This window comes from Mycobacterium sp. ACS1612 (assembly GCF_001667505.1).
GTDB lineage: Bacteria > Actinomycetota > Actinomycetes > Mycobacteriales > Mycobacteriaceae > Mycobacterium.
Window position 1 is genome coordinate 78763 of record NZ_LZHZ01000054.1, and the last position, 15149, is coordinate 93911.

Below are 15149 nucleotides of genomic sequence, written 5' to 3' on the forward strand. Positions count from 1 at the left end.
CCTACTGAGCCGAGAATCCGGTTGTCGAAACGATCATCTTGCCCGGATTGGGCCTGCTCAAACGCCATGCTCCGCCTCCTCACCTGTGTCTCGTAGATCCCTGCTTTGAGCCCCACTATTTCGATGTGCGGCCATCTCAATTCGAACAAGTGATCGAATCTCGGTCTGCGCCACCGAAACCGGCCGTCCAACCAGGAAATGACACTGCTGTGATTACACACGTGTTAGCTGCCGGGGTCAAGCGCTGGAACAGGAATTCATACCATTTCGTGACACGAATTCGGCGCGTCGTCACGTCGGCGTGTCCGTCACACCACCGCGCCGCACCGGCTTCATTGGGCACCACCTAGTCTCGATCATCATGGTGGACGAGAGGAGCACCTTCTCATCATGAGGGTCACGGTTCTGGTCGGCGGCGTCGGCGGTGCACGCTTCCTGCTGGGCGTGCAGCACCTGTTGGGGCTCGGCCGCTTCAGCGGCCAATCAGGCCTCGGACAGTACTCCGGCTCGTCCGCTGGATCCCAATCCGATAGCGAACTGACCGCGATCGTCAATGTGGGCGACGACTCGTGGATGTTCGGAGTGCGGATCTGCCCGGACCTCGACACGTGCATGTACACCTTAGGCGGCGGCATCGACGCGGAACGCGGTTGGGGTCGTCGGGACGAAACCTGGCACGCCAAAGAGGAACTCGCGGCCTATGGCGTGCAACCGGATTGGTTCGGCCTCGGCGACCGCGACCTGGCCACGCATCTGGTCCGCAGCCAGATGCTGCGCGCGGGTTATCCGCTGTCGCAAGTGACCGAAGCGCTGTGCGACCGGTGGCAACCCGGCGCGCGACTGCTTCCGGCCACCGACGATCGCAGCGAAACCCACGTCGTCATCACGGATCCGGCGGACGGCGAGAAACGCGCCATCCACTTCGAGGAATGGTGGGTGCGCTACCGCGCGCAGGTGCCGACCCACAGTTTCGCGTTCGTCGGCGCCGACAAAGCCACCGCGGGACCCGGTGTGGCCGAGGCGATCGAGTCCGCCGACGTGGTGCTGCTTGCGCCGTCCAACCCGGTGGTGAGCATCGGTGCCATACTCGCAGTGCCAGGCATCCGGGGCGCGCTGCGCTCGACGACGGCCAGGGTGATCGGCTACTCCCCCATCATCGGCGGAAAGCCGCTGCGCGGCATGGCCGATGAATGCCTTTCTGTGATCGGCGTGACCAGCACCTCCGAAGCGGTCGGCGGCTATTACGGTGCGCGTTCCGGTGTCGGCATCCTCGACGGCTGGCTGGTGCACGAGGGCGACCATGCCGAGATCGCCGGCGTCGAGGTGCGATCGGTGCCGCTGCTGATGACCGACCCGCAGACCACCGCCGAAATGGTGCGCGCCGGACTCGATCTCGCTGGGGTGAAGCCATGACGGAGCACGGTTCGGGGGCGTCCGTCGAAATCCTCCCGGTGCGCGGACTTCCGGAGTTCCGGCCGGGCGACGACCTCGCCGCCGCACTCGCCGACGCCGCATCGTGGTTGCGCGATGACGACGTCGTGGTGATCACCAGCAAGGTGGTCTCCAAGTGTGAGGGCCGCATCGTCGACGCACCGACCGATCCGGAGCAGCGGGATGCGCTGCGGCGCAAGCTGATCGACGCGGAAGCCGTGCGGGTGCTCGCACGCAAGGGGCGCACGCTGATCACCGAGAATGCGCTCGGCCTGGTGCAGGCTGCCGCGGGCGTCGACGGCTCCAACGTCGACTCGGGTGAATTGGCGCTGCTGCCGACCGACCCCGACGGCGCTGCGGCGGCGCTGCGCGACGCGCTGCGCGAACGACTCGGTGTCACCGTCGGCGTCGTCATCACCGACACCATGGGCCGGGCGTGGCGCAACGGCCAGACCGACTTCGCGATAGGCGCCGCTGGCCTGACCGTGCTGCATGGCTATGCGGGGTCGAAGGACCGGCACGGCAACGACCTGATCGTCACCGAGATCGCCGTCGCCGACGAGATCGCCGCGGCGGCTGATCTGGTGAAGGGTAAGCTGACCGATATCCCGGTCGCCGTGGTGCGCGGACTCACGTTGTCGGACAACGGATCCAATGCGCGAACACTGCTGCGGCCCGGCGAGGACGACCTGTTCTGGCTCGGCACCGAAGAAGCCATTGCCCTCGGTCGCAGTCAAGCGCAACTGCTGCGCCGGTCGGTGCGCCGATTCGACTCCGACCCCGTGCCGCCTGACCTCGTCGAGGCGGCCGTCGCCGAGGCGCTCACCGCACCCGCACCACACCACACCCGGCCGGTGCGGTTCGTGTGGCTGCAGGACTCAGGCAGGCGGGTGCGGCTGTTGGACCGGATGAAGGATCGGTGGCGCGCCGACCTGACCGGCGACGGCCGTGCGCCGGATGCGGTGGAACGGCGCGTCGGCCGCGGCCAGATCCTCTACGACGCACCCGAACTCGTCATCCCGTTCATGGTGCCCGACGGCGCCCACAGCTATCCGGATGCGGTCCGCACCGCGGCAGAGCACACCATGTTCACGGTCGCGGTGGGCGCCGCGGTACAGGCGTTGTTGGTGGGGCTGGCCGTGCGTGGCGTCGGCAGCTGCTGGATCGGTTCGACGATCTTCGCCGCCGACCTGGTGCGCGAGGAGCTGGACCTGCCGTCGGACTGGGAACCGCTGGGCGCCATCGCGATCGGCTACCCCGAAGAGGAGTCCGGACCCCGCGATCCGGTCGACACCGACGGCCTGCTGATCCGCAAGTGAGCCTGCACGAATCGGCGGTCAAGACGCTGACACACTGGCGCACAACGGATCCCGCGCAGGACACACTGCGGCATGCTGTGCTGGCGTTTCTCACCGCAAGACCCGACGGATGCCTACGCTCGTGTGCGCCCGGCCATGTGACCGGGTCCGCGCTGGTGCTCGACCACACCGGCACCCACGCGCTGCTAACACTGCATCCGCGGATCGGGCGATGGCTGCAGTTGGGCGGGCACTGTGAGGACAGCGACACCGATATCGTCGCCGCCGCATTGCGCGAGGCCACCGAGGAATCGGGCATCGACGACCTCACCATGGATCCCGAGCCCGCCGCGCTTCACGTGCACCCGGTCACCTGTTCGCTGGGGCGACCGACGCGTCACCTCGACATCCAGTTCGTCGCGCACGCGCCCGCGGACGCCGAAATCGCGGTCAGCGACGAGTCTTTGGACTTGCGCTGGTGGCCGCTCGACGCGCTACCGGATGATTGCGACTTCGGTCTCACCCAACTGGTGGACGCCGCGCGTCGTCGAGTGGCCACTTATGAAACGCGCCAACGCGATTCGCGTGCGATAACTGGCCACTCGGCGGAAGGCCACGCAAGCTAGACGTCGGTCGAGTAGCGGATGCCGCCGTCGGGGATGGTGACCCCCGGCCAGACCCGGGCGCCTCGCAACAACTCGCACCGCGCGCCGATGTCCGCGCCGTCGCCGATGACACCGTCGCGGATCAGCGCCCGCGGGCCGATGCGAGCGCCGAAGCCGATGATCGAGCGTTCGATCACCGCGCCCGCACCGATGCACGCACCGTCGAAGATCACCGCGCCGTCAAGGCGCGCACCCGCACCGATCTCGGCGCCACGGCCGACCACCGTGCCGCCGATCAACAGTGCACCCGGCGCGACCGCCGCGCCGTCGTGCACCAGCTTCTCGCCCCGCTGTCCACCGAGCGCAGGCGAAGGCGCAATGCCGCGGACCAGATCCGCAGAGCCGCGCACGAAGTCGTCGGGGGTGCCCATGTCACGCCAGTACGTCGAGTCGACGTAACCGCACACCCGAAGACCGTCCGAGAGCAGACCGGGGAAGATTTCACGCTCCACGGACAACGCGCGGCCCTTGGGGATCTGCTCGATCACCTCACGCTTGAAGACATAGCAGCCGGCGTTGATCTGGTCGGTCGGCGGATCCTGCGTCTTTTCCAGGAACGCGGTCACCACACCGTCGGAATCGGTGGGCACACAACCGAATGCGCGCGGATCGCCGACGCGGACCAGATGCAGTGTGACGTCGGCGCCGCTGTCGCCGTGCGAGTCCAGCAGCGCCCGCAGATCCGCACCGGAGAGCACGTCACCGTTGAACACCAGCGCGGTGTCGTAGCGCAGCTTCTCCGACACGTTGGCGATGCCGCCGCCGGTGCCAAGCGGTTCCTCTTCCACCACATAGTCGATCTGCAAACCCAGCTTCGACCCGTCGCCGAACTCCGACTCGAACACCCCCGCCTTGTAGGAGGTGCCCAGTACGACGTGCTCGATGCCCGCATCGGCGATACGCGACAGCAAATGGGTCAGGAACGGCAACCCCGCGGTCGGCAGCATCGGTTTGGGCGCGGACAGGGTCAACGGGCGCAGCCGCGTGCCCATGCCGCCGACGAGTACGACCGCGTCCACCTCCGCCGGATTGACCACTAAGCCCGCCCCTTCCTCTGCTTGCGCCGGGTATTGCGAACCACCAGGCCCGCCCGCGCAGCCAGCGCGCCCCTGATCGCCCACCGCAGTGGCGCCTGCCACAGGTTCGGATGCCGATCTGCCAGGAAAGTGTAGGTGCTCGTATGGTGGGCCGCCAAGTTGCGGGCCGGATCGCGCCCCGTGGCGTGGCCCTTGGCGTGCAAAATCTCCGCCGACGGCACATAGATGTTCTGCCAGCCCGCCTTGCTGAGGCGATCTCCCAGGTCGACGTCCTCCATGTACATGAAATAGCGCTCGTCGAAGCCGGCGACCTCATCGAAAGCGGCGCGCCTCAGCAACAAGCATGACCCCGATAACCAGCCGACGGGACGTTCGCTGGGTTCGGTGCGCTCCTGGCGGTATTCGGCCGTCCAGGGGTTGGTTTTCCAGAACGGGCCGACGACGGCATGCATGCCGCCGCGAATCAGGCTGGGCAGGTGGCGGGCCGACGGGTACACCGAACCGTCCGGATCACGGATCAGCGGCCCCAACGCGCCCGCCTTGGGCCACCGTTCGGCCGCCTCCAGAAGCAGGTCGATGCTGTGCGGACCCCACTGCACATCCGGGTTGGCGACCACGAGAAATTCGGACTCCGGCATGATCTCCGCGACCGCGCGGTTCACCGCGGTGCCGTAGCCGAGGTTGCCGTCCATGCGCAGCAGTCGGGTGCTGGGATAGCGCTGCGTCGCCTCCTCGGGCGCACCGTCTGTCGAACCGTTGTCGGCCATGATCACCGTCACGGGCCGTTCGGTGGCATGCGAGAGGGACGCCAGGAACCGATCGAGGTGTGGGCCCGGTGAATACGTCACCGTCACCACGGCCAGGCCGTCGCTCACGCGGCCCCCGCCAGATCGTCGCTCACGCGACAGAAACCAGTTCGTCACTCATTGGCTAGAGGGTAGCCGCATCCGAATCGGCCACCGCAGCAACGGCAACCAACAACAGTGTCTGCGCGTCAGCCCGGTAGTCTGTCTAACGGCCGCTAAGGGGTATGGAGACGGCGGCCGGGAAAGGACGAGCAGTATGCCCGCGTTCGACTACGTCATTCTCGGTGCAGGAGCCGCCGGCTGTGTGCTGGCCAATCGGCTCTCGGAGGATCCCCGAACCGAGGTGCTGCTGGTCGAAGCCGGCCCACCGGCCCGCGGCCCGTACTTCGCCATCCCGATGATGGGCGCGGGCCTGTTCGAGCAACGGACCGACCACCCGGACCCGCACGCCTACGAGGGCTACAAGCACAGCTTCGTCTACCAGCTGCAGCCCTACGGCGCCGCCGACAAACTCAACGAACGCTGGGTGCGCGGCAAAGCGGTCGGCGGCTCCACCGCCATCAACGGCCTGGTGTACAACCGGGGCAACCGCGAGGACTACGACGAGCTCGAGCGGCTCGGCAACCACGGCTGGGGTTGGGACAACATTCTGCCGGTCTTCAAAGCCTTCGAGGACAACCAGTTCGGCCCCTCACCGACACGGGGGGTCGGCGGCCCACTGCACATCTCGCAGCCGAGGTTCCCAGATGAACTGAGCCAGTACATCATTGACGCCGCAGCCAACACCGGCCTACACAGCGTCGAGGACTACAACGAATCCGACGACGAACGCGTCGGACCCGCGATGGCCATGATTCGCCGCGGACTACGGGTCAGCGCGGCCAAGGCGTTCCTCGACCCGGTGCTCAAGCGTCCCAACCTGCACCTGGCCACCGACACCTACGCGCAGCGGTTGATCTTCGAGAACGGCCGCGCCGTCGGCGCCGAGATCCGCACCGGCGGCAACACTTCCGAGGTGCGCGCCCGTCGCGAGGTGATCGTGGCGATGGGCGCGCTGCACACACCGAAGATCCTGCAGCTATCCGGCGTCGGCCCCCGCGATGTACTCGAAAAGGCCGGTGTGCCGGTGTATCTCGAGCGCGACAACGTCGGCCGCCGGATGACCGAGCACTTCTGCGCCATCGTCACCTACCGGTTGAAGGACGACCTTGGTTACAACCGGCAGCTGCGCACCACGGTCGGCAAAGCCCTTGCGGCGCTGAAGTTCGCGGCCACCCGCAGGGGCCCGCTGGCCACCCCGACCGGCGACGTGATGGCGATCTTCAAGACCAGGCCCGAACTCGACCGCGTCGACGGGCAATTCCTCGCCCGGCTGATGTCGGTGGCCGATGTCAGCGGCGGTGAACGCGGTCAAATCGATTCGCACGGCGGCGTTTCGTGCGCGGCTGAGATCCTGCGGCCGACGTCGGAGGGCCGGGTATGGATCACCTCACCCGATCCCGGCGCCGCGCTGTCGATCGAACCCAATTACCTGGCCACCGACTACGACCGCACGACGATGGTCGGTGTGGTCCGCAAGATCCGGCAGATCTTCGAGCAGTCGCCGCTGGCCGAACACGTCGAGAAGGAGACGACGCCGGGTAAGGGCGTGCAGACCGACGAGGAGATCATCGACGCCACCATCAAGACCGGCGCCACCGGCAGCCACGCGGCAGGCACCTGCATGATGGGGCCCACCGACGACGAGATCGTCGACGATCAGTTGCGCGTCCGCGGTATCGACGGGCTGCGCATCGTCGACTGCTCGATCATGCCGAAGCAGATGTCGGGCAACCTCGCCGGACCGATGCTGGCAATGGCCGGGCGCGCCGCGGAGTTGATCCTGGACACCGCGCCCGCTGAAAAGGCCCGTCGCGCCTGATCACTGCGCCATCGCGGCGATCACCGCATCGCGCCATGGACGCAGCGGCGTGAGACCCGCCTCGGTCGAGCGCCGCCCCGACAGCGCCGAATAGGCCGGCCGCGGCGCCGGACGCGGATGCCGGTCGGTGCCCACCGGACGAACCCGCGCCGGATCGGCGCCCACGGCCTCGAACACCGCTTGCGCCTGCTCGAAACGACTGACCGCGCCCTCGTTGGCGGCGTGCAGGATCGGCTCGCGGATCGAGCCGTCGTCGGCGAGTTGAAGCAGGGCGTCGACGAGATCGCCGACGTAGGTGGGTGATCCGATCTGATCGGCCACCACCTCCACCTCGCCGTCACCGTCCGCCAACCGACGCATGGCAGCGGCGAAGTCCTTGCCGTCGGCGCCTTCATACACCCACGCGGTCCGCACGATGTGCGCATCAGGCATCGCGGACAGCACCAGCACCTCACCTGCCAGCTTGGTGCGGCCGTACACGCTGAGCGGCCCGGTTTCGTCGTCGATCTCGTAGGGGTGACGCTGATCGCCGGCGAATACGTAGTCGGTGGAGATGTGGATCAGGTCGGCGCCTGCACGCGCGCAGGCCTGGGCGATGTTCTCGGCGCCGACGGCGTTGACCGCGTGCGCCCGGTCGGGCTCCTGCTCGGCGGCGTCGACCTGGGTGTACGCCGCGCAGTTGATCACGACGTCGCCGGCTTGGATATGGCGTTCGGCGGCGGTCGCATCGGTGATGTCCCATTCGGCCGAGGTCAGCGCCAGCACGTCGCGGCCCTGCTGGCGGGATTTCGCGGCCAGACGACGCCCCACCATGCCGCCGGCACCGGAGATAACAATTCGGTCAGACATGCACTCGAGTCTGGCACGCCGACGCTGGCTACCCCGTCTGCGGAGGCGTCGCAAGTAACCTGGGCAGATGCCCGCTCGCCTGACCCGCGTCATCGCTGTTGCGGTGGCCCTGGCCATCGTCGTCGGCACCGGTGTCGCGTGGGGAAAGATCCGGTCGTTCGAATCCGGCATCAACCACTTCTCGTCCATCGCGCTCGGCGAGGGCGGCGCCGACGGCGCGATCGATATTTTGCTGGTCGGGTTGGACAGCCGCACCGATGCGCACGGCAACCCGTTGTCGGCGGAGGAGCTGGCGACGCTGCGGGCAGGCGACGACGAGTCCACCAACACCGACACGATCATTCTGGTTCGCATCCCGAACAACGGAAAATCGGCGACGGCCATCTCCATCCCCCGCGACTCCTACGTCCAGACGCCGGGCGGGAACAAGATGAAGATCAACGGCGTCTACGGTTCGGCGTACTTCGAGAAGAAGACCGAACTCGTCGAGCAGAACGGCATGGACCCGGCGAAGGCCGAACCGGAAGCGACCGAAGCAGGCCGCGAAGCCTTGATCAAGACGGTCGCCAACCTGACCGGAGTCACCGTCGACCACTACGCCGAAATCGGCCTGCTCGGTTTCGCGTTGATCACCGACGCGCTCGGCGGCGTCAACGTCTGCCTGAAAAACGCTGTGTACGAACCCCTTTCCGGTGCCGATTTCCCGGCGGGGTGGCAGAAGCTGAACGGCCCGCAAGCGCTGAGCTTCGTCAGGCAGCGCCACGACCTCCCGCGCGGCGACCTGGACCGGGTGACCCGACAGCAGGCGGTGATGGCGTCGCTGGCGCACGACGTGATCTCCAGCAAGACGCTATCGAGCCCGGCGACCCTGAACCGCCTGCAGGACGCCGTGCAGCGCTCGGTGGTGCTGTCCGACGGTTGGGACATCATGGATTTCATCGAGCAACTGCAGAAGCTGGCGGCAGGCAGCGTCGCGTTCGCCACCATCCCGATCGTCGAAGAGGCCGGCTGGAGCGACGACGGGATGCAGAGCGTGGTGCGCGTCGACCCGGCGCACGTCAAGGAGTGGGTGGCCAGCCTGCTGCACGACCAGGACCAGGGTAAGACCGAGCAATTGGCTTATACGCCAAGCAAAACGACCGTCGACGTGATCAACGACACCGACATCAACGGTCTGGCCGCGGCCGTATCGCAGGTGCTCACCAGCAAGGGTTTCGCGTCAGGCAACGTCGGCAACAACAACGACGGCGGCCACGTCACCGGCAGTCAGGTACAGGCCGCGAAGGCCGACGACCTCGGCGCACAAGCGGTCGCGAAGGAACTCGGCGGCATCCCGGTGGTCGAGAACGCATCGGTGGCGCCCGGTTCGGCGCGAGTGGTGCTGTCCGGTGACTACACGGGGCCGGGGTCCAGCGGTGTTGATCCGTCCCTGGGTACCGTCGACCAGGCCGCCGCGGAAAGCTCCGATGCGGGCGATGCCGAGCCTGCGCCGTCGCCGATCCTCACCGCGGGCACCAACGACCCGGAGTGCGTGAACTGACCACGCTGACATCGGCACTGCTGGACCCGCTGATGGCGGCCGACCCAATGGGCCCGCGCATCACGTACTACGACGACGCCACCGCCGAACGCATCGAACTGTCGACCGTCACGCTGGCCAACTGGGCGGCCAAAACCGGCAACCTGCTGCGCGACGAGTTGGGCGCGGGGTCCGGCAGCCGGGTCGCGGTGCTGCTGCCCGCGCATTGGCAGACCGCCGCCGTGCTGCTCGGAATCTGGTGGATTGGCGCGGAAGTCGTAACGGACGGCTTGCAAGAAGGGGGAGCCGACATCGCGCTCTGCACGGCGGACCGGTTGGCGGATGCCGACACAGCCGTCAGCGTCGGCGAGATCGCGGTGCTCTCGCTCGACCCGTTCGGCAAGCCGGTTGCCGATCTGCCGGTCGGCCTCACCGACTATGCAACCGCGGTGCGGGTGCACGGTGACCAGATATCACCCGAGCCTCGGCCAGGGCCTGCACTGGACGGACGTGCGGTCGACGACGTGCTCGCAGCCGCCCAAACTTCCGCGGCCGCACAGGGTTTCACCGGCGACGACCGGGTGATGTCGACGGCCGGCTGGGCGACGGCCGACGAGCTGATCACCAACTTGCTGGCGGTGTTCGCCGCGGGTGCCTCGCTGGTGCAGGTGGCCAATCCGGACCCCGCGGCGCTGGACCGCCGTCGCGAGATGGAGAAAGTCACCCGCGGATAGCGTGCAAGTGCCGCGCTGACGGCCATGATCGGTCGGCGCGAGCTTCTGGTGCTCGGGGCCGCTGCGGGGGTGGCGGTCGCCTGCTCGAAATCGCAGCAGAGCCCGCGTCGCGGTGCCGGAGGCGTCGATGCGGGTCATCCAGACGTGATCCTCGGCATGGGTGCACGAGCCACGGCCGCTGGTGGCGATGCCGGAGGGCGAAGTGGGCCACGCGCAGGTTGCGGCGGTTCGGACCCAGACACCGGAGATGACGCTGCCTGCCAGTGCGCCGGTCAGGTAGTCGACGGCTACGACTGGCCGGTCAACGGCACGCTCAACGATCCGAAAACCAGTGGCGTGCCGGTGAAGCCGAATCAGCGTGTGCGGATCCGGTTCATCAACGATTCGATGATGTTCCACCATTTCACTTGCACGGACACACCTTTGAAGTGATGGACGGCGAGACACCCAAGGCGCGCAAGGACACGGTGCTGGTGCCACCGAAGCAAACCGTCACGGTCGACTTCGACACCGACAACCCCGGCAAGTGGATCAGCCACTACCACAACACCTATCACCTGGAAGCGGGATATGGCCTTCTTCGTGGAGTACGTCTAGCCCTCGGGATAGAACAGAAACAGCACGCACCCCTTCGCCGATTGCGGCACGTGCCAGGAGCCGGCGGGCGCGTGCAGGAAGGTGCCCGCGGGATAGTCGTTCACCCGTCGTTGAACACCCCGGACACCACGTACGCCTCCTCAGGCCCCGGACTGTGGTGGTCCTGCCCGCGCCACACGGCGCCTGGGCGGATCGTCGTGATCGCGGCCTTTGCTCCGTTGGGACCCGTCCACAACAGCCGGACGGTGATCCCGGGAAAAACCTCTCGCTCCGGCACATCCGACGTCTGAACCCATTCGTAGCCGGGAACAAGCCGTGTCGGGCTTGGTCAGAGCGCCGCAACCGAGGTGCGTGCGCGCCCGCGAACAGCGCTTTCAGCGATCCATCACCGACCGGCAGCTGATGACGCGGATCATCCCGCTACAGACCGAAATAACCGCCGCCGCAGAGCTTTACATGTCGCTTGCGGCGGCCGAGCGCAGGTGATCTCGTCGAAGACCGAACGCTGCGGTGACGACGCGCCAGCGCGTCCTACTTCAGCAGCGCACGCGACATGACGACGCGCTGAATCTGGTTGGTGCCCTCGTAGATCTGGGTGATCTTGGCGTCACGCATGAACCGCTCGACCGGGAAGTCGGTGGTGTAGCCGTAGCCGCCGAACAACTGCACGGCGTCGGTGGTGATCTCCATCGCGATGTCGGAGGCGAAGCATTTCGACGCCGATGAGATGAACCCGAGGTTGGCCTCACCGCGCTCTGCCCGCGCCGCCGCGGTGTACACCATCAGCCGAGCGGCCTCCAGCTTCATCGCCATGTCGGCGAGCATGAACTGCACGGCCTGGAAGTCGGCGATCGCCGTACCGAACTGCTTGCGCTCCTTGACATATGCGATGGCCGCGTCCAGCGCACCCTGCGCGATGCCGACGGCCTGCGCGCCGATGGTCGGGCGGGTGTGGTCGAGCGTCGCAAGCGCCGTCTTGAAGCCGGTGCCCGGTTCGCCGATGATCCGGTCTCCGGGGATGCGGCAGTCCTCGAAGTACAACTCGGTGGTCGGCGAACCCTTGATGCCCATCTTGTGTTCCTTGGCGCCCACCGAGAAACCGGGGTCGTCCTTGTGCACCACGAACGCCGAGATGCCGTTGGCGCCCTTGTCCGGATCGGTCACGGCCATCACGGTGTACCACGTCGAGTGTCCGCCGTTGGAGATCCAACACTTGGCGCCGTTGAGCACCCACTCGTCGCCCTCCTGGCGCGCGCGTGTGCGCATCGACGCGGCGTCGCTACCCGCCTCCCGCTCGGACAACGCGTACGACGCGACGGCCTCACCCGACGCGATCGACGGCAGCACCTGCTTCTTGAGCTCCTCGGAACCCCGCAACAGCATGCCCATGGTGCCCAGCTTGTTGCAGATCGGGATCAGCGACGACGACGCACACACCCGCGCCACCTCTTCGATGACGATGCAGGCGGCGATCGAGTCGCCGCCCTGGCCCCCGTACTCCTCGGGAATGTGGATCGCGGCGAACCCCGACGACGTCAGCGCCGCCAGCGCTTCATCGGTGTATCGCGCCTTTTCGTCTACGTCCGCGGCGTACGGCGCGATCTCCTTCTCACACAGATCCCGCAGCACCGCGCGCAGCTCGATGTGCTCGTCGGGAAGCTTGAAAGCGTCAAACGACGGATTACCAAAGGCCATGGCGACTCCTTGCTACTCGCCGGTAACCTTACCGTTTTCCTCCGGACACGAGCTGAAGCCCTCGCACCATTGAACGGTAGGTGCTGTGGTACAGCGTCCGGGCCAGCCGGCTCTTGCGGAGGATGTCCTTGGCGCCCTGTGGCGCGACCAGCCCGACCTCGTGACCGGCGAATTCCGACGTCGCGGTCGTCAGCCGGAGCTTGCCCGCCAGCGCCGCCTCGACCTCGCCGCGGTAGAACTCGCTGTGCTCGGCCTGGGTGAAGAACACCTTGTTGAAGCCGATCAGGAACGGCACCAGCTTGGCACCCCCGTTGAGGTACCGCAGCGTGCCGGTGGCGACGCCGGGCCAGTACTCGTTGAACACATCGTCGGCGATCACAATGCCGCCGTCGGCCAGCGTCGCCTCGGCCAGTTTCATATCGCTGTAGACGATGTCGTCGGTGTGCCCGCCGTCGACGGAGAAGAAGCGGATGTCGCCGCCTGCGAGCTCACGCAGCTTGCCAGGGTCGAGCTTGGTCGAGTCGCCCTGATGCACCGAGACGTCCTCCATCGAGGACCACAGCGTGACGTTGTTGGCGAACTTCTCGTAGTCGCCGTGCCCCGAGCCGTCGACGTTGAGATCCTGGTCGCCGAAGATGTCGATGGCCACCGACCGGTCCCCCGGCCGCTGCAGCAGGCGCAAACCGATGAACAGCTTGCCGTGGTGCACGCCGATCTCGGCGACCGCACCCGACACCTGCTTTGCGCGCTGAGCCGCGTCGAGCACATCGAGGACCAGAAGAATCTCTGGTTCCAGGAAGCCTGCGACGAACCGCTGGCCAATTGCCCGGTACCGATTGAAGTTTGGCTGCATCGGTAGGCAGCCTACTGCCCGAGCAGCCGATTTCGCAGTGCGGCGTCCTTTTGCAACACCATGTCCGCCAGGTTGCTCTGGAATTCGGCCATCCGCGTTCGCAACGCCTCGTCGGACGCCCCCAGGATGCGCACCGCGAGCAGTCCGGCGTTGCGGGCGCCGCCGATCGACACCGTCGCCACCGGCACGCCTGCGGGCATCTGCACGATCGACAGCAGCGAATCCATGCCGTCGAGCTTGGCCAGCGGCACCGGCACCCCGATCACGGGCAGCGGTGTTGCCGAGGCGACCATGCCGGGTAGATGGGCGGCGCCGCCCGCGCCGGCGATGATCACCTCGATGCCGCGGCCCGCCGCACTCTGCGCGTACTCGAGCATGCGGGCCGGGGTGCGATGTGCGGACACCACGCCCACCTCGAACGGCACGTCGAATTCGGCCAGCGCGTGGGCGGCCTCCTCCATCACCGACCAGTCGCTGTCGCTGCCCATGATCACGCCGACCCGCGGGCCACTAGTCATGGTCATGCCCGCTCCACCCGTCCGTCCACTCCGCATGCGACAACCAGTGTGCGGCCCGCATCGCACGCTCCCGGACATCGGCGACGTAGTCGTCGTCGTCCAGCGATCCGCCTGACGCGCCGAGAATGTTGACGTGGCCGATCTTGCGGTTCGGCCGCTCCCCCTTGCCGTACAGGTGAACTCGGGCCTCCGGGATCCGGCCGAACAAGTGGTGCAGCCGCTCGTCCATGCTCATCGCCGGGGTCTGCTGCGCGCCAATCACGTTGCCCATCACCGTGACCGGCGCGATCGGCGACGTCTCACCGAGCGGATAGTCGAGCACCGCCCTCAGGTGCTGCTCGAATTGCCCTGTGCGCGCACCGTCCATGCTCCAGTGCCCCGAGTTGTGCGGACGCATCGCCAACTCGTTGACCACCAGCGTGCCGTCCACCGTTTCGAAGAGTTCCACCGCCAACACTCCGACGACGCCGAGCTCGTGAGCCAGTCGCAATGCGAGTTGCCCTGCAGCGCTGGCTAATTCGGTATTCAGCCGGGGTGCGGGAGCGATCACCTCGACGCAGATCCCGTCGCACTGAACGGTTTGCACCACCGGCCACGCCGCGCCCTGCCCGAACGGTGACCGCGCCACCAGCGCAGCCAACTCGCGGCGCATCGCGACCTTCTCCTCGACCAGCACCGCCGTGCCGTCGGCCAGATAACGGCTCGCGACCTCACGCGCCTCCGCGACGTCGCGCGCCAGCGTCACCCCGCGCCCGTCATACCCGCCGCGGGCCTTCTTGACCACCACGTCGGTGCCGACGCGGGCCGCGAACGCGTCGACGTCGGAGAGTTCCGTCACCTCCGCGAACCGCGGCACCGGCGCGCCGACCGCCTCGAGGCGCCGACGCATCACCAACTTGTCCTGCGCGTGAATCAGCGCCGAGGGCGGCGGCGCCACGTTCACACCGTCGGCGACCAGCTTTTCCAGCAGGTCGGTAGGCACGTGCTCGTGGTCGAACGTCAGCGCATCGGCCCCGGCGGCGGCCTTCCGCAGCGCCTCCAGGTCGGTGTGCGCCCCGATCACGACGTCGGGGCTGACCTGGGCGGCCGGGTCGTCGGGGCTGGCGGCCAGCACGCGCAGCGTCTGACCCAGCGCAATCGCCGCCTGATGGGTCATCCTGGCCAGTTGCCCGCCGCCGACCATGGTCACCACCGGAGGCGTCTTCGGGTCACGTGGCATGCCCCTT

General features: G+C 67.3%; 13 protein-coding genes and 2 pseudogenes. 7 read left to right on the forward strand and 8 right to left on the reverse strand.

Going from position 1 to position 15149, the window contains the following annotated elements; genetic code table 11:
- Positions 1–390 precede the first annotated feature (390 nt).
- The 3 genes from cofD to A5724_RS21585 are packed head-to-tail and all read left to right on the forward strand — an operon-like array spanning position 391 to position 3355.
- Positions 391–1413 carry a 2-phospho-L-lactate transferase gene (gene cofD, locus A5724_RS21575; protein ID WP_067806876.1) on the forward strand — a complete coding sequence of 341 codons (1023 nt, stop codon included), beginning with the start codon at positions 391–393 and terminating at the stop codon, positions 1411–1413.
- Entirely contained in the window at positions 1410–2750 is a 1341-nt protein-coding gene (locus A5724_RS21580) for a coenzyme F420-0:L-glutamate ligase (RefSeq protein ID WP_067806878.1), read from the forward strand. The genes cofD and A5724_RS21580 overlap by 4 nt, the downstream gene beginning before the upstream one ends.
- Positions 2747–3355, forward strand: a complete 609-nt coding sequence (locus A5724_RS21585; protein ID WP_082965187.1) for an NUDIX hydrolase — start codon at positions 2747–2749, stop codon at positions 3353–3355. The genes A5724_RS21580 and A5724_RS21585 overlap by 4 nt, the downstream gene beginning before the upstream one ends.
- Here the strand turns inward: A5724_RS21585 and A5724_RS21590 are convergent.
- Positions 3352–4431 carry a sugar phosphate nucleotidyltransferase gene (locus tag A5724_RS21590; protein ID WP_067806881.1) on the reverse strand — a complete coding sequence of 360 codons (1080 nt, stop codon included), beginning with the start codon at positions 4429–4431 and terminating at the stop codon, positions 3352–3354. The two genes, A5724_RS21585 and A5724_RS21590, sit on opposite strands and share 4 nt — an antisense overlap.
- Entirely contained in the window at positions 4431–5306 is an 876-nt protein-coding gene (locus A5724_RS21595; protein ID WP_067806884.1) for a glycosyltransferase family 2 protein, read from the reverse strand. Before A5724_RS21595 ends, A5724_RS21590 begins: the two co-directional genes overlap by 1 nt.
- A 187-nt stretch (positions 5307–5493) precedes the next feature.
- Between A5724_RS21595 and A5724_RS21600 the strand changes: the two genes are divergently transcribed.
- Positions 5494–7158, forward strand: a complete 1665-nt coding sequence (locus tag A5724_RS21600; RefSeq protein ID WP_067806886.1) for a GMC family oxidoreductase — start codon at positions 5494–5496, stop codon at positions 7156–7158.
- On the opposite strand, the gene rfbD is transcribed toward A5724_RS21600, so the two are convergent.
- A complete protein-coding gene (gene rfbD / locus A5724_RS21605; RefSeq protein ID WP_067806889.1) occupies positions 7159–8007 on the reverse strand; it encodes a dTDP-4-dehydrorhamnose reductase in 849 nt (282 codons plus the stop codon). It lies immediately after the preceding gene.
- A 67-nt stretch (positions 8008–8074) separates the two neighbouring features.
- Here rfbD and A5724_RS21610 point away from each other — a divergent pair, with 67 nt between their 5' ends.
- From A5724_RS21610 to A5724_RS34720, 3 genes and pseudogenes are all read left to right on the forward strand, one after another.
- Complete coding sequence (locus tag A5724_RS21610) at positions 8075–9547, forward strand: LCP family protein (RefSeq protein ID WP_067806892.1); 1473 nt, start codon at positions 8075–8077, stop codon at positions 9545–9547.
- A complete protein-coding gene (locus tag A5724_RS21615; protein WP_067807246.1) occupies positions 9544–10260 on the forward strand; it encodes a TIGR03089 family protein in 717 nt (238 codons plus the stop codon). Before A5724_RS21610 ends, A5724_RS21615 begins: the two co-directional genes overlap by 4 nt.
- 288 nt (positions 10261–10548) lie before the next feature.
- Positions 10549–10857 (forward strand): annotated as a pseudogene (locus A5724_RS34720) (multicopper oxidase domain-containing protein); the annotation flags it as partial.
- On the opposite strand, the pseudogene A5724_RS34725 reads toward A5724_RS34720, so the two are convergent.
- From A5724_RS34725 to A5724_RS21645, 5 genes and pseudogenes are all read right to left on the reverse strand, one after another.
- A pseudogene (locus A5724_RS34725) lies at positions 10854–11134 on the reverse strand (cupin domain-containing protein). The pseudogenes A5724_RS34720 and A5724_RS34725 sit on opposite strands and share 4 nt — an antisense overlap.
- Positions 11135–11388: 254 nt before the next feature.
- The gene (locus A5724_RS21630) at positions 11389–12552 is read right to left on the reverse strand and encodes an acyl-CoA dehydrogenase (RefSeq protein ID WP_067806898.1); all 1164 of its coding nucleotides are present in this window, start codon (positions 12550–12552) and stop codon (positions 11389–11391) included.
- A gap of 28 nt (positions 12553–12580) precedes the next feature.
- Positions 12581–13405 (reverse strand): class I SAM-dependent methyltransferase, encoded by an 825-nt coding sequence (locus tag A5724_RS21635; protein ID WP_067806901.1) that lies wholly within the window; start codon positions 13403–13405, stop codon positions 12581–12583.
- An 11-nt stretch (positions 13406–13416) separates the two neighbouring features.
- Positions 13417–13929 carry a 5-(carboxyamino)imidazole ribonucleotide mutase gene (purE, locus tag A5724_RS21640; RefSeq protein WP_232004923.1) on the reverse strand — a complete coding sequence of 171 codons (513 nt, stop codon included), beginning with the start codon at positions 13927–13929 and terminating at the stop codon, positions 13417–13419.
- Positions 13916–15142: a 5-(carboxyamino)imidazole ribonucleotide synthase gene (locus tag A5724_RS21645; RefSeq protein ID WP_082965188.1), complete on the reverse strand. Its 1227-nt coding sequence runs from the start codon at positions 15140–15142 to the stop codon at positions 13916–13918. Before A5724_RS21645 ends, purE begins: the two co-directional genes overlap by 14 nt.
- Between the last annotated feature and the right edge of the window lie 7 nt (positions 15143–15149).

Excerpts from the sequence above, each read along its gene's own strand:
- cofD (WP_067806876.1), top strand. The coding sequence starts at position 391 with ATGAGGGTCACGGTTCTGGTCGGCGGCGTCGGCGGTGCACGCTTCCTG.
- A5724_RS21580 (WP_067806878.1), top strand. The coding sequence starts at position 1,410 with ATGACGGAGCACGGTTCGGGGGCGTCCGTCGAAATCCTCCCGGTGCGC.
- A5724_RS21600 (WP_067806886.1), top strand. The coding sequence starts at position 5,494 with ATGCCCGCGTTCGACTACGTCATTCTCGGTGCAGGAGCCGCCGGCTGT.
- rfbD (WP_067806889.1), bottom strand. The coding sequence starts at position 8,007 with ATGTCTGACCGAATTGTTATCTCCGGTGCCGGCGGCATGGTGGGGCGT.
- A5724_RS21610 (WP_067806892.1), top strand. The coding sequence starts at position 8,075 with ATGCCCGCTCGCCTGACCCGCGTCATCGCTGTTGCGGTGGCCCTGGCC.
- A5724_RS21630 (WP_067806898.1), bottom strand. The coding sequence starts at position 12,552 with ATGGCCTTTGGTAATCCGTCGTTTGACGCTTTCAAGCTTCCCGACGAG.
- A5724_RS21635 (WP_067806901.1), bottom strand. The coding sequence starts at position 13,405 with ATGCAGCCAAACTTCAATCGGTACCGGGCAATTGGCCAGCGGTTCGTC.
- purE (WP_232004923.1), bottom strand. The coding sequence starts at position 13,929 with ATGACCATGACTAGTGGCCCGCGGGTCGGCGTGATCATGGGCAGCGAC.
- A5724_RS21645 (WP_082965188.1), bottom strand. The coding sequence starts at position 15,142 with ATGCCACGTGACCCGAAGACGCCTCCGGTGGTGACCATGGTCGGCGGC.